Source organism: Vreelandella alkaliphila (genome assembly GCF_016107625.1).
In the GTDB taxonomy this organism is placed as follows: Bacteria; Pseudomonadota; Gammaproteobacteria; order Pseudomonadales; family Halomonadaceae; genus Vreelandella; species Vreelandella alkaliphila.
On the sequence record NZ_JABASV010000005.1, the window covers coordinates 135960 to 158511 of the forward strand.

Annotated in this window: 21 protein-coding genes and 2 riboswitches; of the genes, 8 read left to right on the forward strand and 13 right to left on the reverse strand. The window is 53.8% G+C overall.

Annotated elements, in window-relative coordinates; genetic code table 11:
* Positions 1-33 precede the first annotated feature (33 nt).
* From JFC11_RS09370 to JFC11_RS09390, 5 genes are all read right to left on the reverse strand, one after another.
* On the reverse strand, positions 34-1311 hold the full coding sequence (locus JFC11_RS09370) for a TRAP transporter large permease (protein ID WP_038478744.1): 1278 nt from the start codon (positions 1309-1311) through the stop codon (positions 34-36).
* Positions 1308-1799: a TRAP transporter small permease gene (locus JFC11_RS09375; protein WP_198349395.1), complete on the reverse strand. Its 492-nt coding sequence runs from the start codon at positions 1797-1799 to the stop codon at positions 1308-1310. The genes JFC11_RS09370 and JFC11_RS09375 overlap by 4 nt, the downstream gene beginning before the upstream one ends.
* Before the next feature lie 157 nt (positions 1800-1956).
* Entirely contained in the window at positions 1957-3003 is a 1047-nt protein-coding gene (dctP, locus tag JFC11_RS09380) for a TRAP transporter substrate-binding protein DctP (RefSeq protein ID WP_198349397.1), read from the reverse strand.
* Between the two features lie 126 nt (positions 3004-3129).
* The gene (locus JFC11_RS09385) at positions 3130-4056 is read right to left on the reverse strand and encodes a LysR family transcriptional regulator (protein ID WP_120386251.1); all 927 of its coding nucleotides are present in this window, start codon (positions 4054-4056) and stop codon (positions 3130-3132) included.
* Positions 4057-4123: 67 nt separating this feature from the next.
* Complete coding sequence (locus JFC11_RS09390) at positions 4124-5374, reverse strand: D-amino acid dehydrogenase (protein ID WP_198349399.1); 1251 nt, start codon at positions 5372-5374, stop codon at positions 4124-4126.
* 55 nt (positions 5375-5429) lie between these two features.
* Positions 5430-5537, reverse strand: a riboswitch (glycine riboswitch).
* Positions 5538-5560: 23 nt separating this feature from the next.
* Positions 5561-5651: riboswitch (glycine riboswitch) on the reverse strand.
* A 153-nt stretch (positions 5652-5804) separates the two neighbouring features.
* On the opposite strand from JFC11_RS09390, the gene JFC11_RS09395 reads away from it, so the two are divergent.
* Positions 5805-6098, forward strand: a complete 294-nt coding sequence (locus tag JFC11_RS09395) for a hypothetical protein (RefSeq protein ID WP_038478731.1) — start codon at positions 5805-5807, stop codon at positions 6096-6098.
* Here JFC11_RS09395 and JFC11_RS09400 read toward each other — a convergent pair.
* Complete coding sequence (locus JFC11_RS09400; protein WP_198349401.1) at positions 6073-6987, reverse strand: DMT family transporter; 915 nt, start codon at positions 6985-6987, stop codon at positions 6073-6075. The genes JFC11_RS09395 and JFC11_RS09400 overlap by 26 nt on opposite strands.
* 170 nt (positions 6988-7157) lie before the next feature.
* Between JFC11_RS09400 and JFC11_RS09405 the strand changes: the two genes are divergently transcribed.
* The gene (locus JFC11_RS09405; RefSeq protein WP_009722933.1) at positions 7158-7685 is read left to right on the forward strand and encodes an HPP family protein; all 528 of its coding nucleotides are present in this window, start codon (positions 7158-7160) and stop codon (positions 7683-7685) included.
* On the opposite strand, the gene JFC11_RS09410 is transcribed toward JFC11_RS09405, so the two are convergent.
* A complete protein-coding gene (locus JFC11_RS09410) occupies positions 7676-8260 on the reverse strand; it encodes a gamma-glutamylcyclotransferase (RefSeq protein WP_038478724.1) in 585 nt (194 codons plus the stop codon). The two genes, JFC11_RS09405 and JFC11_RS09410, sit on opposite strands and share 10 nt — an antisense overlap.
* A gap of 94 nt (positions 8261-8354) precedes the next feature.
* On the opposite strand from JFC11_RS09410, the gene JFC11_RS09415 reads away from it, so the two are divergent.
* Complete coding sequence (locus tag JFC11_RS09415) at positions 8355-9221, forward strand: sirohydrochlorin chelatase (RefSeq protein ID WP_095603658.1); 867 nt, start codon at positions 8355-8357, stop codon at positions 9219-9221.
* A gap of 83 nt (positions 9222-9304) precedes the next feature.
* The gene (locus tag JFC11_RS09420) at positions 9305-10894 is read left to right on the forward strand and encodes an ABC-F family ATPase (RefSeq protein ID WP_193059502.1); all 1590 of its coding nucleotides are present in this window, start codon (positions 9305-9307) and stop codon (positions 10892-10894) included.
* A gap of 12 nt (positions 10895-10906) precedes the next feature.
* Here JFC11_RS09420 and JFC11_RS09425 read toward each other — a convergent pair whose 3' ends face one another.
* From JFC11_RS09425 to JFC11_RS09445, 5 genes are all read right to left on the reverse strand, one after another.
* Entirely contained in the window at positions 10907-11497 is a 591-nt protein-coding gene (locus tag JFC11_RS09425) for a cell division protein ZipA C-terminal FtsZ-binding domain-containing protein (protein WP_198349403.1), read from the reverse strand.
* Positions 11498-11522: 25 nt separating this feature from the next.
* A complete protein-coding gene (locus tag JFC11_RS09430; protein ID WP_198349405.1) occupies positions 11523-11993 on the reverse strand; it encodes a TspO/MBR family protein in 471 nt (156 codons plus the stop codon).
* A 124-nt stretch (positions 11994-12117) separates the two neighbouring features.
* Positions 12118-13236: an alkene reductase gene (locus JFC11_RS09435; protein WP_038478709.1), complete on the reverse strand. Its 1119-nt coding sequence runs from the start codon at positions 13234-13236 to the stop codon at positions 12118-12120.
* Between the two features lie 176 nt (positions 13237-13412).
* Positions 13413-13784 carry a hypothetical protein gene (locus JFC11_RS09440; protein ID WP_198349406.1) on the reverse strand — a complete coding sequence of 124 codons (372 nt, stop codon included), beginning with the start codon at positions 13782-13784 and terminating at the stop codon, positions 13413-13415.
* 136 nt (positions 13785-13920) lie between these two features.
* Positions 13921-15111 carry a M24 family metallopeptidase gene (locus JFC11_RS09445; protein ID WP_198349408.1) on the reverse strand — a complete coding sequence of 397 codons (1191 nt, stop codon included), beginning with the start codon at positions 15109-15111 and terminating at the stop codon, positions 13921-13923.
* A 358-nt stretch (positions 15112-15469) separates the two neighbouring features.
* Here JFC11_RS09445 and JFC11_RS09450 point away from each other — a divergent pair, with 358 nt between their 5' ends.
* Positions 15470-16762 (forward strand): NAD(P)/FAD-dependent oxidoreductase, encoded by a 1293-nt coding sequence (locus JFC11_RS09450; RefSeq protein ID WP_089040597.1) that lies wholly within the window; start codon positions 15470-15472, stop codon positions 16760-16762.
* Between the two features lie 210 nt (positions 16763-16972).
* On the opposite strand, the gene JFC11_RS09455 is transcribed toward JFC11_RS09450, so the two are convergent.
* Positions 16973-18361 (reverse strand): glutamine synthetase family protein, encoded by a 1389-nt coding sequence (locus tag JFC11_RS09455; protein ID WP_198349409.1) that lies wholly within the window; start codon positions 18359-18361, stop codon positions 16973-16975.
* Between the two features lie 266 nt (positions 18362-18627).
* Between JFC11_RS09455 and JFC11_RS09460 the strand changes: the two genes are divergently transcribed.
* From JFC11_RS09460 to JFC11_RS09470, 3 genes are read left to right on the forward strand one after another with little or no spacing between them, the layout of a single operon-like run.
* Complete coding sequence (locus tag JFC11_RS09460; protein ID WP_038478694.1) at positions 18628-19434, forward strand: gamma-glutamyl-gamma-aminobutyrate hydrolase family protein; 807 nt, start codon at positions 18628-18630, stop codon at positions 19432-19434.
* Between the two features lie 35 nt (positions 19435-19469).
* Positions 19470-20846: an aspartate aminotransferase family protein gene (locus JFC11_RS09465; protein ID WP_038478691.1), complete on the forward strand. Its 1377-nt coding sequence runs from the start codon at positions 19470-19472 to the stop codon at positions 20844-20846.
* Positions 20846-22345: an aldehyde dehydrogenase gene (locus JFC11_RS09470; RefSeq protein WP_198349411.1), complete on the forward strand. Its 1500-nt coding sequence runs from the start codon at positions 20846-20848 to the stop codon at positions 22343-22345. The genes JFC11_RS09465 and JFC11_RS09470 overlap by 1 nt, the downstream gene beginning before the upstream one ends.
* Positions 22346-22552: the final 207 nt, after the last annotated feature.

Sequence of the window (22552 nt, forward strand, 5' to 3'; positions counted from 1 at the left end):
GTTATCCAAGTAAAGGATTATTCAAGAAGAGCACTATCCAAACTGTGTAGGAAGCCAAAGCGTTAGTGGCGGAAACAGGATGAGTAGAATAAGCACCGCAATCGCCGTCAGTACAAAGGGCCAAATGGTTCTGAACAGCGACACTATCTCAAGCCGACTGACCGCGGCGGCGACAAACACGCAGGCACCCAGCGGCGGAGTGATTAACGCGATGGTAATGTTAAGCGTGATGATGACGCCCAGGTGAATAGGGTCGATACCCGCCATCATAGCCACTGGCGCAAAGATCGGCGTCAGTAGCATCAACGCTGACACTTCTTCCATAAACATGCCCGTTATAAAGGTAATGGCACTCAGTAACAGTAGAATCACTACTGCGTTGTCTATGTAAGGAGATAACAGCGAGACAAATTGCGCGGGCACTTGCGCATAGGATAGTAGCCAGCTAATCGTCGCTGAGGCGGCCATAATCAGAAAAATCGCCGAGGTTAAGCGTGCCGTATCGACGATAGCTTTCCAGCACTCTTTAAAACGCAATCCTCCCAACACGACCCCGCACAACGCGACATATAGCGCTGTTAATGCGCCTGACTCGGTCGGCGTAACGAAGCCAAGCACGATGCCAGCAACAATAATAAAAGGAGCAATAAGTGCAGGCAGAGCGGCTACGAAGGCTACGCCAAGTTGGCTGAGCGAGGGCAACTGGCCACTTTTGGGTAACCGATGGCGCCAGGCATACCAAGCGTTCATGCCCATAAAGGCAACCCCCAGCAGTAGCCCTGGCACAACGCCCGCCAGAAATAGATCGCCGACTGAGGTGTTGGTCAATGAGGCGTAGAGGATCATAAAGATACTGGGTGGAATAATCGGGCCGATCAACGAGCTACCTGCGGTCAACCCTGCGGCAAAGGCTCGTGAGTAGCCCTCTTTCTCCATAGCAGGCACTAACAGCGACCCAAGTGCCGAGGTGTCCGCCACCGCTGAGCCATTAACACCCGCGAAGAATACGCTCGATACCACATTGACGTGACCCATGCCGCCCCGCAAATGCCCTACCATCAAGCGGGCGAGCCCCATCAAGCGTTCAGTTAAGCCGCTGACGTTCATCAGGTTGCCAGCGAAGATAAATAACGGAATCGCCATCAAGGAGAATACATTGATACCACCAAAGAATTGTTGGGGCAGCATGCGTGGAATCATTGAGGGGTCGACAAACAAAAAGCCGACTATTGCGGTGGTAAGCAGGGCGATAAACAGAGGAAGCCCAAGCAAGACATGGCCCAGGAAAACAACCAGCATAGTGACAATCATAGGTCGTCCTCGATGGTCTTGAGTGGCGCATGGCCATAGAGAAGCACATGCCAAGCTAGTAGCAAAAAGCCAATAGGTAGCGAGAGCAGTGGCACCGTGCGGCTAATGCCGAGCCCAGAGGTGGTAAACATGCTGACCGATAGCGCATAGCGATAGCTAACCCATGCACCCCCCGCTGCAATTAGCAAGGTGAGTAGCCATTGGTACACGTTGAGCAAGCGAGCAAAGGGGGCGGGCAGCCGCTTCTCTAACAGGCCAACGCGCATATGTCCTCCTTCAGACCAGACAGCGCCCGCCGCGAGCATCACGGTGGCGATGATCAAGAAACGTGAAAGCTCATCTGTCCAGATAGGCGCGCCACCAGCGATGTAGCGTGCAAACACCCCAAACAGAATGGCCGCAACATTGAGCGATAACAGTGCGCCCGCTAGGGTTAAGGTAACAGGGCGGCTGATCGCTAAAAGATGGGATCGAAGCGTATTAAACATGGCAGCCTTCCATGAAGCACGGAAACGTTAAGCACTTGAACATTAAGTACTTGGGTCTTAAGTACTTGGGTCTTAAGTACTTGGGTCTTAAGTACTGGAGTATTAAGTACTGGAAATAGGGGGCCAGCATGATGCCAGCCCCTGTTGTTAACAGCCGTTAGTCGAGCAGTTCACTCATGCCTGCATCTTCCAACGCCATATCGATCCAGCGCTGCTCGATATCACGCTCACCGAGCCACTCAAGGTAGGCAGGCTGGCCAATTTCACGGAAAGCGGCTAGCTCTTCTTCAGAGGGGCGAATTACTTCCATGCCTTGCTCTTCCAAATAGGCGATACGCGCCTCTACTTGCTCCTCATTGTGCTCACGGGCATTGTGATTAGCTTCGGAGACGGCTTCCATAAAGGCGCTGCGAAGCTCATCATCCCAACCCGCGATCATGTCACTGTTGCCTACCAGGAACTGGTCGGAGTACTGGATATTGGCAAGGGTCAGGTAGTCCTGCACTTCGTAAAGGCTGCCCAAGATGATATACATCGGCGGGTTCATTTGGCCGTTTGCCACCCCGGTGCGCAGTGCCATATAGGTCTCTGTCCAGGGGATGGGAGTGCCGGAGGCGCCGAAGGCTTCATAGAGAGCGACCTGGCTAGGATCCATAGCGCGGAAGCGGAGTCCTTCGAAGTCGTCAGGGTGACTGATCGGCCTTTCGTTATTGGTGAACGCCAAAAAGCCGCCCTCTTCCACAACGGCTAGCATATCGATACCGGCACGCTCCTGCAGAGCGTTGCTGACTTCCTGCCAATACTCCCCCTCATCGAAGAAAGTGTGGGCTGCAGAAAAATCGTCGAACAGAAACGGAATAGCGCTAACGAAGATTTCATCAACAAGAGGAGAGACACCCGCAAATGACGCCACATTGAGCATGGGCGTATTCATGGTTTGTTCCATGCGCTCCTCTTCTTCGCCGAGCATGCTATTCGGATAGAGCTTAAGCTGGATCTCACCGTCAGTTTTTTCGTCTACCAACGCTTTAAGATTCTCTGCAAAGACGTGGACAGCATTCTTTTCGGGGTCTGGGGCACCGTTGTAACTTAGATTAATCGTAGTCGCTGCAAGCGCGTTCCCTGCCATCAAAGCAGAGCCTACTAGGCACGCGGAAATAAGCTGTTTAGGCGAAAAGTAGTAGGGCAGTTTTGCTGGGTACATAGTCAGTCTCCTGGTTTATTGTCGTGAGCTACGGGGCGCTATGGGCGCGTTATTAGATTTATAAGGAGTGCCTACTAGAAGACTATGTATTGAGGTGTTGACTATGCAATACCTAAACTGTGGCTTTTATTGCAACAGTCGTGGTGCATCGGCGGAGAAAAAGCGCATGCCTTTGTGTAAGTGATTGATGCAAGTGATTGAGGCGACTGGAAGTTCCTGTCCTTTCAGGCTAACAATTTGTGCCCGCGTACCGTTCATCACCGGGTACTGCATGGGGAGTGTGAAGATCTCACCGCGCTCAATCTCATCCGCTACGGTGAGTTCGGGCATAAACGTAACGCCGATGCCTGAGCGGACGAAGTTCTTTAACACCGAAACAGAGTTTGTATGCAGGCGTGCTTCAAGATGAATACGCTCCTGGTGAGCCACCATATTAACCATTTGCCGCATACCAAAAGGATTGTCCATTAACGCCAGAGGCCATTCCTTTAAGTCATGCAGCGTTACCGGGCGGTTAAGATCACTTAGTGGATGATTGGGGGGGACAATGACATCGAGCGGCTGGCGCGTTTCCACGTGGCAGAAAAGTTGCGGGTCTACCGGCGGTGCATAGAGTAGCGCTATATCCACCTCGCGATCGTGGAGTAACGACATCGCTTCATTGACACCCGCCATGCGGATTTCAACTTTGATACCGTCAAACGCTGACATAAAAGTGCCTAACGGTGCGGCGATCAGGTCAGCAATAAACCCTTCTCCCACGGCAATGCGAACTTCCCCTTTCGCTAGACTTTGAAGTGCCATTAGTTGGGAGAGCACCGCTTCTTCTGAAGCCCGCTGGGCATGAAAATGGTGCACCAGTAGCTGGCCCGCTGCGGTGGCACGCATCCCTCTTCCGTGCCGCTCGCATAGCTGGGTATCCAGTTCTTCTTCTAATGCTTTTAGTTGGCGGCTAACGGCAGAGGCATCGACATTCAGGTGGGCGGCGGCACGCCTGAGCGAGCCGCGCCGAATCACTTCATTGAGGTAGGTTAATGCACGCTGGTTAAGCATAAAACACGCCTATGTTGGGGTGTTCTATATCTTACCGGAAGCCTGCCCGGACTTGTCATGGTTGGAACTAGCTAAGCGGTTGGGGGGCTGTCTCGCGGAGGATATTTTTCTCTTCCACCGCGTCCGCCAGCATTTCGGCGGTAATGACTGACAGTGTCCAGCCTAGGTGGCCGTGGCCGGTGTTATAGAAAACAGTGGGTAAACGGCCAGGCCCAACTTTGGGCAGCATATTAGGTAGCATTGGGCGCAGGCCAGCCCAGGGCACTACGCGTTGGGTGCTCACGCCAGGAAAGCACTCTTCTACCCAGCGAATCAGCGGTTGAATGCGGTCGTTGCGTATATCGCGATTCGCGCCGTTAAATTCAGCGGTGCCAGCCACGCGGAAGCGGTCGTGCCCCAAACGGCTGGTCACCAATTTGGTTTCATCATCTAGCAGGCTGACGGTTGGCGCGGCTTGCTGAGAGGCCTCGTCATCTAGCTGTACGGTGATGGAGTAGCCTTTTACGGGATAGATATTAACGCGATCGCCTAATTTGGCGGCAATGGCGCGGCTACCGGTCCCCGCACAAACTACTACGCTGTCAAAGCGTTGGCTCATGCTGTTGTTATCTACCGTGGCGCTTACCCAAACCCCATTCTCGTCAGCGCCAATATCGTCAATGTGGTGGCCATAGTTAAGCTGCACCCCACGTTTGGCGGCTGCTTGGGCTAGGCCGTTGGTGTATTTATGGATATCGCCAGTGGCGTCGCTTTCGGTATAGAAACCGCCATAGTAACTACCTGCCAGGGTTGGCTCGATGGCGCGCATTTCATCCGGCGTGACCGATCTGCGTTCAAGGCCGCCTTTCGCTAGCAACTGCGACACACGTGCTGCGTGGTCAAAGCCAGCTTTGTCGCGGTAGATATGCAAAATGCCCTGCTGTTTGAGGTCGAAATCAATCTGCTCGTCTTTCGCCCACTGGAATAAGTGTTCCCGGGCAGCAATCGCTAACCGAGTGGTTTCTGTGGTGTTGTCGGCATACCGGGGGATGGCGGCGATGAACTCTGCAAACCAGCTGAGTTTGTGCCAACTAGGGCGAGGGTTGACCAGGAGCGGCGCGTCGTTTTTTAGCATCCAGCGCAGGCCTTTAAGCACCGTCGGCCAGTGGTTCCACACTTCAGCATTCGAGGCCGACAGCTGCCCGCCGTTGGCAAAAGATGTTTCCATCGCCGCATAGCGGTGTTTTTCAAAAACAGTCACATCAAAGCCGCGCTTTGCCAGGGCATAAGCACTTGTAATACCGGTGATCCCACCGCCAATAATAGCAATGCGTTGCATGTGTCTCTCCAGATTGTATGAGCGTCAAGCGATACCCCTAGCAACATTGGCTAGGCGTACCCCTTCCGTCATGGAACCTGAGAGATTCACGCATCTATTGAAGCGCTTGCTCCTTCGGTGGGCTGAGTGACGCAGTCATCAACCGCTCTTCGGAAAGTGTTAGTAATTACTGTTCTAGTAAATACCGTAACAATAGCGGTCCGGTGGCCTGAGAGTTTCCGGGGTCGTTGCTCCTTCGGCGCTGGTGGCTAGCACCAGTCTCTCCCGCTATTGCGTTCACAACGTTGTAACGCGTCAGTCGAAAAAGTGAAATAGGGTAAACGTCTTAAGGGGGCGTAAAAGGGAAGGAAGCGCTGCTTTATCGGCATGCTTTGCAATAGCGTGGTTTTAACTGACAATATCGAAAACTTTTTAGCGATGGACGAGACGCATGCAGGCAAACGGATTTTTTGATGGTGTAGGCGAAGCGATTGGCGATGCTATTCGCGTGGTGGTGGAGTTTTTATTGGGCTTCTTCACTAACTTTTTCGGCGCGTTTGATGACTTCATTGATGGCCTTACCCGCTCCCTGGGTATCAATGCGTCGTTCTTTAGCATTCTGGTGTTGGTAATTGGCTTGTGGCTGTTATGGCGCGGCTTTCGAGCGCTGCTGCGAGGCTCCCTGCTAGGAGCCATCGTGCGTATTGTGCTGGCGCTGTTTATCCTGTCGTGGCTAATGATGTAGGCCTGCGTCCCCCCATCCCTGCTTGCATGATGCCGCTGGCTAATACCAGTGCGCATCCGGCAAGCTGCAGTGGCAAAAGCGTTTCACCGAATAAGCTCCAGCCAAAGATCACCACTGCCACCGGCTCGCAGTAAGCCAGGGTTCCATACAGGGCGGTGGGCAGTCGGTTAATCGCCATCACGGCACACAGTAACGCTAAAAAACCGGGTAAGAAGCCAGCTACTAACAGCCAAGGCCATTGCCAAGCCGCGGCGGTTAGCCCTTCGGGCTGCCAAAGAGCAAACGGTAATATGACCAGCGCACCTACTAGCAGCTGCCAAAACGCGCAGACCCTACTGTCTAAATGACTTGGCAAACGACGGTTAATGAGCATAAAGCCGCTATAGGCAAACATGGCGGCTAAGGCATAGCCCATCCCAATAATGTCTTGGTGATCATCAAGGTTCAAACGAAACTCTTGCATCATCGCGAACCCAAACAGCGCCAAACCAATCGATCCAATTTGTTCAGTGGTAAGGCGTTCACCATAGAGGGAGTGAGCTGCCACGGCGGCGATAATTGGTGCTAGGTAGATCATCAAAATAGCGTTGGCCATCTGGGTGTAGTTCATGGCCTGAACGTAAAAGAGGATAAATGACGCCAGAAGTACGCCGCTGATGACTACCTGCCGTCCAGGCAGTGCGTTGAGTGCGGCGTGGCGTTTTGTCAGCACTAAATACGCCAGCAGAAACGTCGCCCCAAGGCCTAAACGATAAAACGTAATGCTTTCGGCATTTAGCCCGGTAATACGCGAAATAACGCCGATGGTTGCCATACCGACAGCTGCCACCACGGCAAGCAATAAACTAGAAGGGGTGACGTTTAACGGGGTACTGCTGGCGTTAGACATTAGCTGCTTTGTCATCCTGGAAGTGTGTTTGAGAATGTGTTTGAAAGTGGGTTTAAGGACGTTTTTTTAACGCGTTCTTGAAAGTGCTTCATCAGCGTATGACGGATTGTCATTTGCTTATCTGGTGCATTTTGCCATCATCTGCACTCTTTTTGTGCAGAGAGAGTGCAATGAAAGCCTATCTTGGCAAGATGCGAGGAGAACCAACGCCGCGGCCCCGCGTCGGCTGGAAAGATGCCTGCTGGTCGTGGCTGGGCGCTTTTACTGGCATGGCCGTTATATGCTGGCTAAGCTCTGCTTGGCTCTCGCAGCAGTTATTAATCGTGGGCTCCTTTGGGGCAACGTCGGTATTGATTTATGCAGCGCCTGAAAGCCCGTTCGCCCAGCCAAGCCATGTACTGTTTGGCAGTGTTTTGTCGGCGCTGGTGGGGGTGGGGTGCTACCAACTGCTGGGCGCGACGCCTATCTCGATGGCACTAGCGGTGTCGCTTTCCATACTGGTGATGCAACTGACACACACCGTACATCCACCGGGGGCTGCCGCTGCGCTGATCGCGGTAGCCGGTGGGGCGAGTGTCCACAAGTTAGGTTGGTGGTATCCGCTGATCCCCATTGGTGCCGGGTGCGTGGTAATGCTGGTAGTGGCCATTTTGGTGAATAATTTAGCGCGCCACCGCCGTTATCCACGTTATTGGTAGCGGTGTAGCTGCTCCTCAATGGCGAAAACGTGCGCATCGTCTGTGCCTAATTCGCGTAACGCCTGGGCTAAGTTCAGTAAGTAAGCTTTATTCGAGCCGCTCGGGCCATGGGAATGGGCAATTTGGTGTGCAATATCATCCAACGATGCCTCACCCAGAAAGGCTGGGTTATCTTCAGTAGCTAAGTAAATTAGTCCTTCCGTTGTTGCCTTTGCCGCCTGCACATTGCCACGCTGCGCTAGAAAAGTGAGCGGCACTTTTTCACGCAGGTAGCCGTTCTTTTCACGTACATCTAGCGGTGCCAGCACGTCGGGTGTAATGCGATACGCCATGCCGTGACATACTTCCCCTTGGGCACGAATCAGCGTAGCGACGCGCCCCGGTGCGTCCGGCGTGCCACGATGATCGTGGGAGCCTTGCCAAAAACGCCGCGCCCAGCCGGTAATGTAGGCGGGCTGGCGTTCCAAGTAGGCGAAGTCGGCCTTCCAGATCAGCGAGCCATAACCAAAAAGCCAGATATCGGTATGGCCATCGAAGAAGTTTCTTTGCTGGTTCAGGGCGGTAGTATCAAACATCGCTATCAAGCATCATGAGTACGGTACATCGGTTAAAGCGCTCATCTTATCATGCCTTTAGTGATTACTTACTTGACCATCTTCGGAGACCGACATGCGCGCTATTTTTCTCGTCGATAACGGCTCATTACGGCCTCAGGCAACCCATAATCTGCGCCGCGTAGCGTTTGCGCTTAGCCAGCAGTTAGGAGAAGCCGTGCAGGCGGCTTCCTTGCTGCACTCTAATAAAATTCCTCCCGAAGAGGTCGACGGCATCCCCGCGATGACTCTGGGCCCGGCTGCTGAGCGCAGTGCCGAGAATGGGGCGACAGAGATCATTGTGCTGCCGTTCTTCTTTGGCCCAAGCAAAGCACTGACGGGCTACTTGCCAGAGCGCATGGCCGCACTGCAGGCGCGTTTTCCCCAGGTGAGCGTTCGTGTGGCCCAGCCGCTGGTGGATGAGCGGGGCAATAATGACCTGCGCTTGGCCAAACTGCTGGCCGACAACGTGCGCGATAAGCATCAAGCGGGGACGACGCCGCATGTAGCGCTGGTCGATCACGGTAGCCCGATTCCTGAAGTGACCGCCGTGCGCAACCGCTTGGCGGGACAGCTTAGTGTACTGCTTGGTGATGACGTGGCCTGTGTGGCGGCTGCCTCGATGGAGCGCCGTGAAGGTGACGAGTATCGCTTTAACGAGCCGCTTTTAGAACATTTGCTGGATACGCCGGAGTTCCAAACAGGCCCGGTCATCTTAGCGATGCTGTTTCTCTCGCCTGGGCGTCATGCGGGGGAAGGTGGCGATATCGCCGAGATTTGTGCCGCCGCGGAACAGCGCCATCCAGGTTTGAGTGTGACGACCACCGCGCTGGTTGGCGAACACCCTGACATCGTCGCGATACTGCACGCACGGCTGCGCCAAGCACTTGATGGTGAACGCTTTCTACTCGAACTTCCGGCTACGCTAGACAATGCGCACTAGGGAGGAGGTGTAACGCTGCCCAAAGGCGCGTAGAATCGCGAGCTTTTGAATGCGCAATTACACTGTTAACCAGGGCTCACATCTTGATCGCAACCGCCAATATCACCATGCAGTTTGGGGCCAAGCCCCTGTTTGAAAATGTCTCCGTCAAATTTAATAACGGCAATCGCTACGGTTTGATTGGCGCCAATGGTTGCGGTAAATCCACCTTTATGAAGATTTTAGGTGGCGAGCTTGAGCCTTCGTCCGGCCAGGTCATGCTGGATAGCAGCACGCGGCTGGGTAAGCTACGCCAGGATCAGTTCGCCTATGAGAACGAGCGAGTCATTGACACCGTCATCATGGGGAACGCTGAACTGTGGAAAGTGGCCGCCGAGCGCGAACGGATTTATTCTTTGCCAGAAATGAGTGAAGCGGATGGCATGGCGGTGGCCGACTTGGAAGTACGCTTTGCTGAGCTTGACGGCTATACCGCTGAGTCTCGCGCCGGGGAGTTACTGTTGGGGCTAGGTATTCCCATTGAACAGCACACCGGCCCGATGAGTGAAGTTGCTCCCGGCTGGAAACTGCGTGTGCTGCTGGCCCAGGCACTGTTTTCCGACCCGGATGTGCTGCTGCTCGATGAGCCGACTAACCACCTGGATATCAATACTATCCGCTGGCTGGAAGATATTCTCAAAGCGCGCAGCAGTACCATGATTATCATCTCCCACGACCGCCACTTCCTGAACAGCGTGTGCACGCACATGGCGGATCTGGATTACGGGGAAATTACCCTGTTCCCCGGTAACTACGACGACTACATGACAGCCGCCACTGCTGCCCGTGAGCGCCAGCACTCGGATAACGCCAAGAAAAAAGCCCAAATTGCCGAGCTTCAGCAGTTTGTTAGCCGCTTCTCGGCCAACGCCTCCAAAGCCAAACAGGCCACTTCACGGGCGCGCCAGATCGACAAAATCAAGCTGGAAGATATCAAGCCTTCGAGTCGGGTTAGTCCGTTTATCCGCTTTGAGCAGAATAAAAAGATTCACCGCAATGCCGTAAATGTAGATGCAATTACCAAAGGCTACGATGATGAGAAGCCGCTCTTCGAGCGTTTCTCGATGACCGTAGAAGCAGGTGAGCGCATTGCTATTATCGGCCCCAACGGCATTGGTAAAACCACCCTGCTGAAAACCCTGGCGGGTGATTTGCACCCCGATGCCGGTGAAGTGAAGTGGACCGATGCAGCGGAAGTTGGCATGTTCGGCCAAGATCACACCGACGACTTTCCTGTTGATGCCACGCTCTTCGAGTGGATGAGCCAGTGGACCAAAGGCGGTGAGCAGGTGGTGCGCGGCGCGTTGGGCCGGATGCTGTTTTCCAGCGACGATATTGGTAAATCGGTGAAGGTCATTTCCGGTGGCGAGCAGGGGCGCATGCTGTTTGGCAAGCTAACGCTCACCAACCCGAACGTGCTGCTAATGGATGAGCCGACCAACCACCTGGATATGGAATCGATTGAGGCGCTGAACTTAGCGCTGGAGAACTACCCAGGCACGCTGATATTTGTCAGCCACGACCGCGAGTTTGTTTCCTCGCTGGCCACGCGCATTATTGATATGCAGCCCGAGGGCCTTGTCGACTTTAGCGGCAGCTACGACGACTACCTGCGTAGCCAAGGCGTTGTTTGATCGCTAGCCAGGTCAACCAATAATGTGTGCGTAAGTCGACTCGGAGGCGGGTTGCTGCTCGGCATCGAGTAAGTTGCCGCTAAAGGCATCGTTTAACTCTTTAGCGAGCTCTACATAAACGTACATCTGCTGATTGCGACGTTTATGTAGTGGCGGCTTAACCAGCAAGCTAATCCCACGAATGGGTTCGTGGGTTTCGCCTTGAAGTAGGTCGGGCATTTCTCCAGGTGGAAAGGCGTTGGCGATCGTGATTGGGTTCGAGGGTTGTTTGCCTTTGATAAAGAAAACCTTTTTGACTGCATCATAGCTGGCTTCTTTTCCCCGTAGCCACTCGGCCAGGCGTTCGTCTGTCGTCGAATCGGGATGAGAAAAAATGACAAATAGAGAGTGCTGCTTTACTTTCGCTGTGCGCTTGGTGGGTACTGGTTCTTCTGGTTCAGGGGAGGGAGGCTGTGGTTCTGCTTTGGGTGCTGGCGGCGTGGCGGCCTTTGCTTTGGCGCGGCGTTGTTTGGGAAGAACCACGTAAACGAAAATAGCCGCAGCCACGACCCCCAGCACTAATGAAGCAACAGCGAGTAAGAACGGAAGTGAAGTGATATCCATCTCATTGAGTCCTATCTGTCGGCGCTTAGGCCCTATTATTTAGTCGTAAAATAGCGGCATTCAGTGTTAACGCAAGCGCCACCCAAAGCCAGTAAGGCACCATCAACCAAGCAGCTAACAGGCTCACATTAGCAAATAGCACTATGGCTAGTGTAATTAATCCCAACAGGAGCACGATATCTGCCAGCGCTGTGGTGATCTGCTTGCGCCCAAAGAACAGCCATGACCACGCCGCATTGGCCAGTAATTGCAGGCCATATACGACCAGACCGGCGGCGCGAAACGGAGAGTCATCGGCCATATAAATGCGCCACGCCGCAATGGCCATCAATAAATAAAGGATGCCCCAGGCGATCGGGAAGGCGATATCAGGTGGTGTCCAGCTGGGTTGGCGCAGTTTGCGATACCAGTCATCAGGGCGGAAACGTGCTCCCGTGGTGGCAGTAAGGCCAACAAGCAGGAGTGACACCAGCAGGGCGAACAGCGAACCGAACATGACTCACCAGTATGTGAAAACGATAGAATCAATAGCCTAGCAGCGTTTTGACGCGTTCAGACATAAAAAAAGCACCACCTAAGTGATGCTTTTCGTTCATAAGGGTTCCGGCTTAACAAGAAATCTAGCCAATACGATCGTAGCCGTTATCCATAAACGGATAATCGGTGTAGCCCTTTTCATCACCGCCGTAGAACGTTTCATGGTTCGGCTCGGTAAGGGGGGCATTCACTCGGAAGCGTTCCGGCAGGTCGGGGTTAGCGATATAAGGGCGGCCAAAGGCTACGGCATCGGCGGTGTTTTGATTAATGCGTGACTCCGCGCGTTCTGCGTCGTAGTTGCCGCAATAAATCAGGCTGCCATTAAAGCGCTCGCGCATTTGCTCACGAAAGCCATCAGGGAAAGTGATATCGCCACCGATCCAGTTAGGCTCGTTTAAATGCAAATAGGCTAAGCCGCGTTTGGACAGCTGCTCTGCCAGATAGAAGGCCATGGCTTCTGGCTCATCATCAGTCAGACCGAACAGTTCGATAAAGGGCGTCAAGCGAATGCCCACGCGCTGTGCACCGAACACTTCAACTACCGCATCGACCACCTCTAGCGGGAAGCGCGCGCGGTTTTCCAACGAGCCGCCGTACTGGTCGGTGCGCTGATTGGTACCGGTCGCCAGGAACTGGTTAAGTAGGTAAGCGTTAGCCGCGTGGACTTCCACCATGTCGAAGCCTGCGCGTTTGGCACGAACAGCCGCTTGGCGGTAGTCATCAACAATGCCGGGGATCTCATCGGTTTCCAGTGCCCGAGGCGTGCTAGTGGGGTGCTGACCAGCAGTGCCGTCTTCAAATTCAACAAAGCACTGAGCGCCTTCGCCTTTTAGCGCGCTAGGGGCAACAGGCTGTTGTCCATCTGGTTGCACCATTTCATGTGACACACGCCCAACGTGCCACAGCTGCAGCGCGATACGACCACCTTTGGCATGCACTGCATCCACCACGCCTTTCCAGCCAGCTTCTTGTTCATCCGTCCAAATGCCAGGTGTATACACATAACCCTTGGCTGTGGGGGAGATGTTGGTTGCTTCACTAATAATCAGCCCTGCGCCTGCCCGTTGGCCGTAATAGGCTTCCTGCAAGGTGCCCGGCACGCTGTCTGGGGTGCGCGAGCGTGTCAAGGGAGCCATGATGACTCGGTTTGGGATCGACAAACTACCTAATTGAAGAGGGGTGAAAAGCGCTTCATACGCCATGAACAGACTCCTTTTGGAAGCGGTCAATTTAATCGTGGCGAACAGAATAGACCAGTTTACTAGTAAATGCTAACTCAGTAATTACCAGCCGCTACGGCGCAGTCATGGGATAAGATTTTTGAAGGCAAAACAAACCCCCGGCAACGCAATAAACCGGGGTATAGGTAAAGGGTTGCTTAGGCTCTCTGCCAAGGCCAGCGGCGCTTGGCTGGCGTATTGATTTGTTCAATAGCGTTGGTCAGCGCCAGCATGATGGTGCTTAACTGGCGGTGGCAAACGGCGCTGCTCAGAACGCCGGGGCACTGCTTGAGGAGTAAGTCACACTGCTGTGAGGCAATGAATATTTGCTCGGTGACGGGAGGGGCGAAGAGCGGCTTCGCTTGCTGGCTGCAGCGGGTTAGTTCCCGTGACAGCAGGGTGAGCATGCTGGTGTCTAGCCAGCAGGGCAGCGGGTCGTCTAGCCGACCGGCAATCGAGTGTTGCACTGCTTCGAAAGACGTGCGCAAAAATATCAACGTTTGGCGAAGCTGGCGCTGCTCACTAGTCATCGTGCTTACCCGACCTCAAATAATGGCTACCTCAGATAAATGAGAAAAGATAGTGTTTCTCATTTGCATCTTTAGTGACGATAGCGCTGGTTAATCGTACTGTCAATCTTGGGCTATAAGTGTGGTTCTCTATTCGCTACTTATCCATTGCCTGATAAAGCTGCCAGTCGTTGTTAGTGAGTGGCTCGGCGCCGTGTTGAGTGACCACCACGGTATCACTGATCCCTACGCCCCACTGGCCAGGAACGCGAAGGCAGAGCGGTAAGTGGAAGACCATGTTCTCTTCGAAGGGACGATGTAGGCCTTGGGCAATATAGCCGGTGCCTTCAACCCAACTAGGAGGGAACTGCGCACCCACGGCGTAGCCAAACACCCCCGAGAAGAACAGTTGATCACGGGTAGGTGCCAGCAATGCATCCGCTGCCTTAGCGGCATCATCAAAGGTGTGGCCAGGTTTCATATGACTGCACAGGGTCTCGAACAGCGAGCGGCACAAGTCGCGGGTGGCGGTTAACTCGGTGTTAGGTTTTCCAGTCACGGCAGTGCGCATCATCGGCGCAGTATAGCGCTGGTAAGCGGCACCGAATTCTAAAAATATCTGTTCATTGGGCTGTATGACGCGGCGCTTATGATTAACGTGAATCACGCCGATGCGATGCCCGCTGGTCACGATAGGCTGCAAGCTCATGAACTCGCTGCCGTTCTCTAGCAGTGCTTTAGCACCGATAGCGGCAATATCGTTATCAGTCATGCCAGGGCGAATAGCGGCCATCGCAGCCTCTAAACCTGCCGCAGTGATTCGTGCACTTTCGCTGAGCATTTCAATTTCGGCGCTACTTTTAACAATGCGAATCGTATCGAGCAGGTCGCCTGCTTCACAGAAGAGCTCTTTACCTACTGAGCGGGCCAGCGCGTCCATCACGCCCGCTCGTAAACCGCTGCTCCAGCCATCAATGCCAATTTGCTTGCAAGAAGTGAGTAAGTCCGCGAGCGGCGTGATGATCTCATCCAGGTTTTCCCATCGGTAACCAATGATTTCGTCGACACGGGCGGTGACCACTGCCGCCCCTGTTTCAATGGATGCCACCTGCAGTACCAGCTGTGTAGGTGTGCACACTAAGCAGGCGTGTACCGATACCTCGAAGGTGTGATAGCCGGTTAAGTAGTTAATGTCGGCAGGGTCGGTGAGCAGTAATGCATCTAGCCCGCGTTGTGTCATTGCATGGCGCACTTTGTCTAGGCGCGTTTGGTATTCGGCAGGCGCAAAGGGCAGCTCACTTTGGGCAAGCGTCTCGGCAAGGGCGGTGCGGTAGTGTTGATAATCCATAGCGGTCTCCGGTGGGGGCTATGGTGAGTATAGGCAGCTGCTCTAGCGTTACGCCGCTGTGGTTATCAACGCTAGCAATAGCAGCGAGTTGTGCCTCAATCGTACCCGGTAATAAGGCGCAAACAGGAAGCATGAAATCTCGCCCTCAATGGGAGCGGTGCATAAAAACGTGTGGTGACTGTTTTCAGCGTGATGAACGTGTGTTTTATGCCCGAGTGTTGCTTTTTTAATAACATTTATCTTATGGAAAAAGGTGCTGTTCGCCTCTGTAAGCCCATTGAATGCTGTTGCTTGCGCATTTGTACGTCGGTCTATATGATCGAGTTGGTTAAAATAATCAACAAAAGGAAGGTGGCAAATGCAACCTCAAGCGTCTTCTGGCCATGTCGCGTCTTACTACGCGGCATCGTCAAACTCCACATCTCAAAGGCCCATGCTGGAGGGGGATGTTGAATGTGATGTCTGTGTCGTGGGGGCTGGCTTTACGGGCATCTCTGCAGCACTACATTTGGCGGAGCGTGGTCATCGGGTAGTGGTGCTGGAAAGCGTGGCGATTGGCTTTGGGGCGTCCGGGCGCAACGGTGGCCAGATCGTTAATAGCTATAGCCGTGATATGGATGTTATTGAGAAACAAAACGGCGCTGAAACCGCTCGGGCGCTGGGTGCAATGGCATTTGAGGGTAACCAGATTATCCGTCAGCGCATTGAAAAGTATCAGATCGACTGCGACCTAAAAGAAGGCAACTTGTTTGCCGCTTGTAACAAGAAGCAGTGGCAAGGCTTAAAGGAGCAAAAAGCCTTATGGGAGCGCTACGGCCATCAGAAACTTGAGCTGTTGGAAGGTGAAGAGGTTAGACGAGAAATAGGCAGCGATCGTTATGTGGGGGCATTGGTAGATCACTCTGGTGGGCATCTTCACCCTCTCAATTTGGTGCTGGGGCAGGCGGCGGCGTTGGAGTCGTTGGGTGGCAAGATTTTTGAGCACTCCCCTGTGACTCGCGTAGAGCACGGTGAACCGGTGACGCTGCATACCCCCAAGGGGCGCGTGACCGCTCAACGGGTCGTTATGGCTGGCAATGCCTATTTGCAAGGGTTGCTACCCAAGCTGGAAAGCAAGGCGATGCCGTGCGGCACCCAGATCATTACCACTGAGCCGCTGTCTGCAGAGTTAGCAGCACGATTACTACCTAACGATAAAGCGGTAGAGGATTGTAATTATCTCTTGGATTACTACCGCCTGACCGCCGATAACCGTTTGCTATATGGCGGCGGAGTGAACTATGGCGGGCAGGAGTCCGCCAGTATTGAGGCAGCTATTCGACCGAAAATGCTGTCTACCTTCCCTGAGCTTGGCGATGTCCGCGTCGATTACGCCTGGAGCGGTAACTTTTTGCTGACACTCAACCGCCTGCCGCAGTTTGGCCGCATTAATAGCAACGTTTACTACGCCCAGGGGTACTCTGGCCACGGGGTAACGTGCTCTCATCTGGCTGGCAAGTTAGTGGCAGAAACGATTAGCGGTGAAGAGACGCGTTTTGAAGCTTTTGCACAGATTTCCCACCTGCCAATGCCCGGCGGACGGTTGTTACGTGTTCCGCTTTCCGCGATGGGAGCGTGGTTCTACGCCATGCGTGACCGGCTGGCTGTTTAGCGCTGATTAGTTTGATGATTGCTTGGAAGCGGGCTGGCGAATACGTTCGTCAGCCCGTTTTTATTTGCCACGGATGCTCACGGATAACACGGCATAAAAAGCTAATAGAAGGACGGGGATAGCAGCATAAGACAGGCAGAAGCAATAAGAGAGACGCCGAGCAGCGCCTCTCTCTATTCTATTGGTGGGTTCTATTGGTGGTTTATCAGCTTATACGTGGCGCAGGTACCAGTCATACTCCATGGCGCTAACTTCGCGCATGGTTTCGGCGCGCTCTGCTTGGCGGTTGGCAATGAACACTTCAATAAAGTCTTCGCCAAGCTGTTCGCCAAGTACGTGGTTGTTGCTCAACAGATGCAGCGCTTGGGTCCAGCTGTTAGTTAGCTGAGGTGCGATTTGATCATAGGCGTTGCCGACGATTGGCTCCGCAGGTGTAATCTGCTGAGTTAGGCCATGTTGGATAGAGGCCAGTACGGTGGCTAGTAACAGGTAGGGATTAACATCGGCACCCGCCACACGGTGTTCTATGCGCCGCGCTTCTTTTGGCCCAGCAGGGACGCGTATGGCCACAGAGCGGTTATCGTATCCCCAGGTAGGTGCCATGGGCACATAGAGTCCTTCCTGAAAACGGCGGAACGAGTTGAGGTTGGGAGCCAGCAGTGCCATGGAGTCTGGCATCAGCTCCAGCAGTCCTCCTACGGCGTGTTGCAGTGCGGTGCTCTCCAGCGGATCGTCGCCGTTTTCGGCAAAGATATTGTGTCCGTTGCTATCTACCAAGCTGACGTGAACATGGGTGCCGCTACCCGCTTCTAAGCCGTAAGGCTTAGCCATAAAGGTAGCTTCAAAGCCGTGCTTTAATGCCACGCCCTTGATCAATCGCTTGAGTAGTACCGAGTGGTCGCAGGCGCTTAACGCATCATCTGTGTGAATCAGGTTGGCTTCAAACTGGCCGGGTGCACACTCTTTCAATACCGTATCCAGCGGCAAGCCTTGCGCCTGGGCGGCACTCTGCAAGTCATTGATAAACTCAGCATACTCGTCTAGCTCAAGCACCGAATACAGCTGACTTTGAGTGGCCCGCTCGCCGCTGCAGGGAGACTGCGGTGGCTGAATCAAATTTTCTTCGTCGCGTAAACGATCAACCAGATAAAACTCTAGCTCAAGGGCGACGACAGGGGTTAAACCACGCTCGGAGAACTGCTCAAGAATGCGCCGCAGAATCTGGCGAGGATCGGCAAAAAATGGCGCGCCGTCCATCTCCTCCATGGTCATCAATAGCTGGCCATACTGGTTGTTATTCATCCAGGTGACCGGATTGAGCGTGCCGGGAATGGCGCGACATACGCGGTCGCCGTCGCCGCTGGAAAGCCCCAGTCCCGTCTCTTCAACGGTGTTGCCATTGATGTCCAACGCAAATACCGAAGCAGGCAAATAGATGCCTTTTTCAAACACTTTGCCAAGGTTATCGCTAGGGATGCGTTTACCACGAATGACACCGTTAAGATCACTGATTAACAGGTCAATGCTGGTGATCTCTGGGTGACTGTCAAGAAAGTCCGAGGCTACGTTTTGAGCGTCTGTGTTATTGGCAGAGGACATACGTTGTACCTTATTTTTATGCCGTTTTAGTTGTGTTTCTGCTAACAGTATCCTTGCTTCGGCAGTCGCCTGTGTCAAATATTTAATAACAAAAATAGTGTCATTATTTTTTGTCGGTAGCAGATGTGTTTTTTAATTCATTGTTTATCAATGGTTTAATATGTTTTTTCATAAAAATGCTATTTTGCTATTGGAAAATAAAACAAGCCACGCTATGTTGAAGTGACTGTTGAATAAAACATAACAACTGACAAAGTGGTTTGACTATGCAAGCAACGCATTCCCCACGCCCACTGGTGGGTGTTATCGCCTGCTGCCGAGAAGTGGAAGGCCATCCCGCGCAGATAGTGACCGATAAATTCCTGCAGGCGCTTTACCACTACGGCATCACGCCGGTGATTCTTCCTGTGTTAGCCGCCGATACGTTGACGCCCGAGCAGCATGCTGAACAGGCCATTGCTCTGTTGGGCAGCCTGGATGGCTTGCTGCTAACTGGCAGTTATACCAACGTCGCTCCTGACCGCTATGGTGCAGAACGCGCCCCAGAGAATACCCGTGCTGACGCACGGCGCGATGAGGCGGCACTGTGCTGGGTACACGAGGCGTTACGTCAGGCGTTGCCCTTATTTGGCATTTGTCGCGGCTTTCAGGAAATGAATGTCGCCTTTGGAGGCACCCTTCATCAGGCAGTTCAAACGCTACCAGGCATGCTTGATCATCGTGAGCCGCCCGCTGACGACATGGCGGGCCATTATGCGCCCTCTCATACGGTAAAGATCCGCCCGGATGGCGCCCTGGCGGCGCTCTATAGCAGCGAGCATGCTGAGGTGAATTCACTGCACCAGCAGGGGATTGATCAGCTTGCACCAGGTTTGGATGCAGAAGCCTGGGCACCTGATGGATTAGTTGAAGCAATTTCTGTGCGTGATGCGGCTGCGTTCGCCCTGGCTGTGCAGTGGCACCCGGAGTGGCGTCCTAAAGAACATCCTTTCTATGACGCACTATTTCAGGGGTTTGCGGCGGCCTGCCGTCAGCATCGTACCCAACGCGCCGCCCAGCCAGTTAATAGCTGAATGCTTGTTGCAACGACTTGAACAGGAGCCGACCTATGCAGACCCAGGACTATCAGGCGTTGGATCGCCAACACCACCTTCATCCATTCACTGACTTTAAATCACTTGGCGAAGAGGGTAGCCGCATCATCACCCACGCCGATGGGGTATACATTTACGACAGCCAGGGCAATCGTATTCTTGATGGTATGGCGGGACTTTGGTGCGTCAATCTCGGTTACGGGCGACAGGAGTTAGTTGACGCCGCCAGCGAGCAGATGCAGCAACTGCCGTATTACAACAACTTCTTTAAAACCACCCACCCTCCGGCAGTAAAGCTGGCCGCTAAACTGAGTGAGCTGGCACCCGAGCATATCAATCATGTGTTCTTCACGGGTTCCGGGTCTGAAGCCAACGATACCGTGCTGCGCATGGTGCGGCGCTATTGGGCGATCAAAGGCAAACCGGAGAAGCAATGGATCATCTCGCGTGAAAATGGTTATCACGGCTCTACTGTCGCGGGCATGAGCCTTGGCGGCATGGCGCCGATGCATGATCAAGGCGGCCCGTGTGTGCCGGGGATTAGCCATATTTGCCAGCCTTACTGGTTTGGTGAAGGGCGCGACATGAGCCAGGAAGCCTTTGGCAAGCAGTGTGCCCAAGCGTTGGAAGAGCAAATTCTGGCGTTGGGTGAAGACAAGGTGGCGGCTTTTATTGCTGAGCCGGTGCAGGGTGCAGGCGGTGCGATCATTCCGCCGGACAGCTATTGGCCTGCGGTGAAAGAGGTGTTGGCCAAGTACGACATTCTGTTGATTGCCGATGAAGTGATTTGCGGGTTCGGGCGTTTAGGCGAGTGGTTTGGCAGTACTCACTATGGCTTAAAACCTGACCTGATGCCGATTGCCAAGGGATTGTCGTCGGGCTATCTGCCCATTGGCGCGGTGCTGGTGGGAGATCGAGTGGCCGATACGCTGATCGAAGACGGCGGTGAGTTCTTCCACGGTTTTACTTACTCTGGTCACCCGGTCTGTGCAGCTGTTGCGCTTAAAAACCTCGAATTGCTGGAAAGTGAACGGGTAGTCGAGAAAGTCCGCGATGAACTGGGGCCCTATCTGGCTAAGCGTTGGCAGGAACTGGCTGAGCATCCGCTGGTGGGTGAAGCCCGTTCGTTGGGCTTGATTGGGGCACTAGAGCTGGTCGCCGACAAGAGCACTGGTGAACGCTTCGACAAGTCTCTTTCCGTGGGCAACTTGTGTCGTGATTTGTGCTTTGAGCATGGCCTAGTGATGCGCTCAGTGGGCGATACGATGGTGATGTCTCCGCCGCTAATTATCACCCGCGATGAAATCGATGAATTGGTCAGTAAGGCGCGTTTGGCGTTGGATAAAACCGCTGAAAAGCTGGCGATAACACACCCTATGGAGAGTGCATAATGGCGGCAGATACACCGAAAACCCTCGCCGACTGGCAATCAAAAGCCGCATCACTGAGCTTTGAAACGCGCGCTTTCATTAATGGTGAGTTTGTCGCTGCCGCTGATGGTAGCACGCTGAGCAGTATCAACCCTGCCACCGGACATGTTCTTGCTGAGGTAGCCAGCTGCGATGCGCAAGATGCTGAGCTTGCGACGCAGGCAGCCCGTGCAACCTTTGAAAGTGGTGTCTGGTCACGTTGCCATCCAAGTAAGCGCAAACGGGTGCTACTGCGTTTAGCCGAGTTGGTAGAGACACACCGCGATGAACTGGCGCTGTTAGATACGTTGGACATGGGCAAGCCGATTTCCAGTTCGCTAGGGGATTTGGCAGGCACCGTCGCCTGTCTGCGCTATCAGGCGGAGTGTATCGACAAGCTTTACGGTGAAGTGGCTCCTACTGGCGATCGTGCGCTAGGGTTGGTACTGCGCGAGCCAATGGGCGTTATCGCTGCCATTGTGCCGTGGAATTTCCCACTAATGATGACGTCGTGGAAGATTGCTCCGGCACTGGCGGCGGGCAACAGCGTCATTCTCAAGCCGTCGGAAAAATCACCTTTGTCAGCGCTGCGCTTGGCCCACCTTGCCAAGGAAGCGGGTATTCCCGATGGTGTCTTTCAGGTGCTGCCAGGGTACGGCCATACGGTGGGCAAGGCTCTGGCACTTTCTATGCAGGTTGATGGTCTGGCGTTTACCGGCTCCACCGGTGTGGGTAAACAGCTGATGCAGTACGCCGGACAATCCAACTTGAAACGCGTGTTTCTGGAGTGCGGTGGCAAAAGCCCCAATATCGTTTTTGCCGACTGCCAGCACCTGGATGCCGTCTCCCAAAGCGCTGCGGAAGCTATTTTCCACAACCAAGGCGAAGTCTGTATTGCCGGTTCGCGCCTGCTGGTGGAAAACAGCATTCGCAAAGATTTTGTAGCTCGGGTAGTGAAAGCTGCTGAGCACATGCAGCCGGGAGACCCGCTCGATCCGGGTAGCTTCATGGGTGCCATGGTTGATGAAGCGCAGTACCAACGAGTACTGGAGTATATTCGCCAAGGCGAAAGCGAAGGTGCCACCCTGAAGCTGGGCGGCGAACCTAGCGATTCCAATGGGTACTTCCTGCCGCCTACGGTCTTCGATGATGTGACTCCCGAAATGTGCATTGGCCGCGAAGAAATATTTGGCCCTGTACTGAGTGTGTTTGGGTTCGACAGCGAAGAGCAAGCCATTGCGCTGGCCAATGACAGCGACTACGGCCTTGCTGCCGGCGTTTGGAGTCAAGATATTGACCGCATCATGCGGGTCTCTCGGCGGCTGCAATCCGGCCAGGTATATGTGAATAACTGGGCCGGTATCGATCAGACCGTTCCCTTCGGCGGTGTTAAGCAGTCGGGCAATGGACGCGATAAATCGCTTCACGCGCAGGAGAAATACTGTGAAGTGAAGACGGTATGGATGTCGCTTAGCCCTTAAAACATTTTTGTTCGTGACCCGCGAACAGCGATTAAAGGCATCACCACGTATTGATTTGAGTCATCCACAGCGCCAGACGCCGCCGTATAAACGGTGGCTCTGGCCATGGCTTCCCTGTGCCTGAGCGCCGTATCAGAAAGGTAATAACAATCTCTGCGATGGTCTCTGCAATGGTATCAGCGATGACCAGCACAACGGCTTCTAACG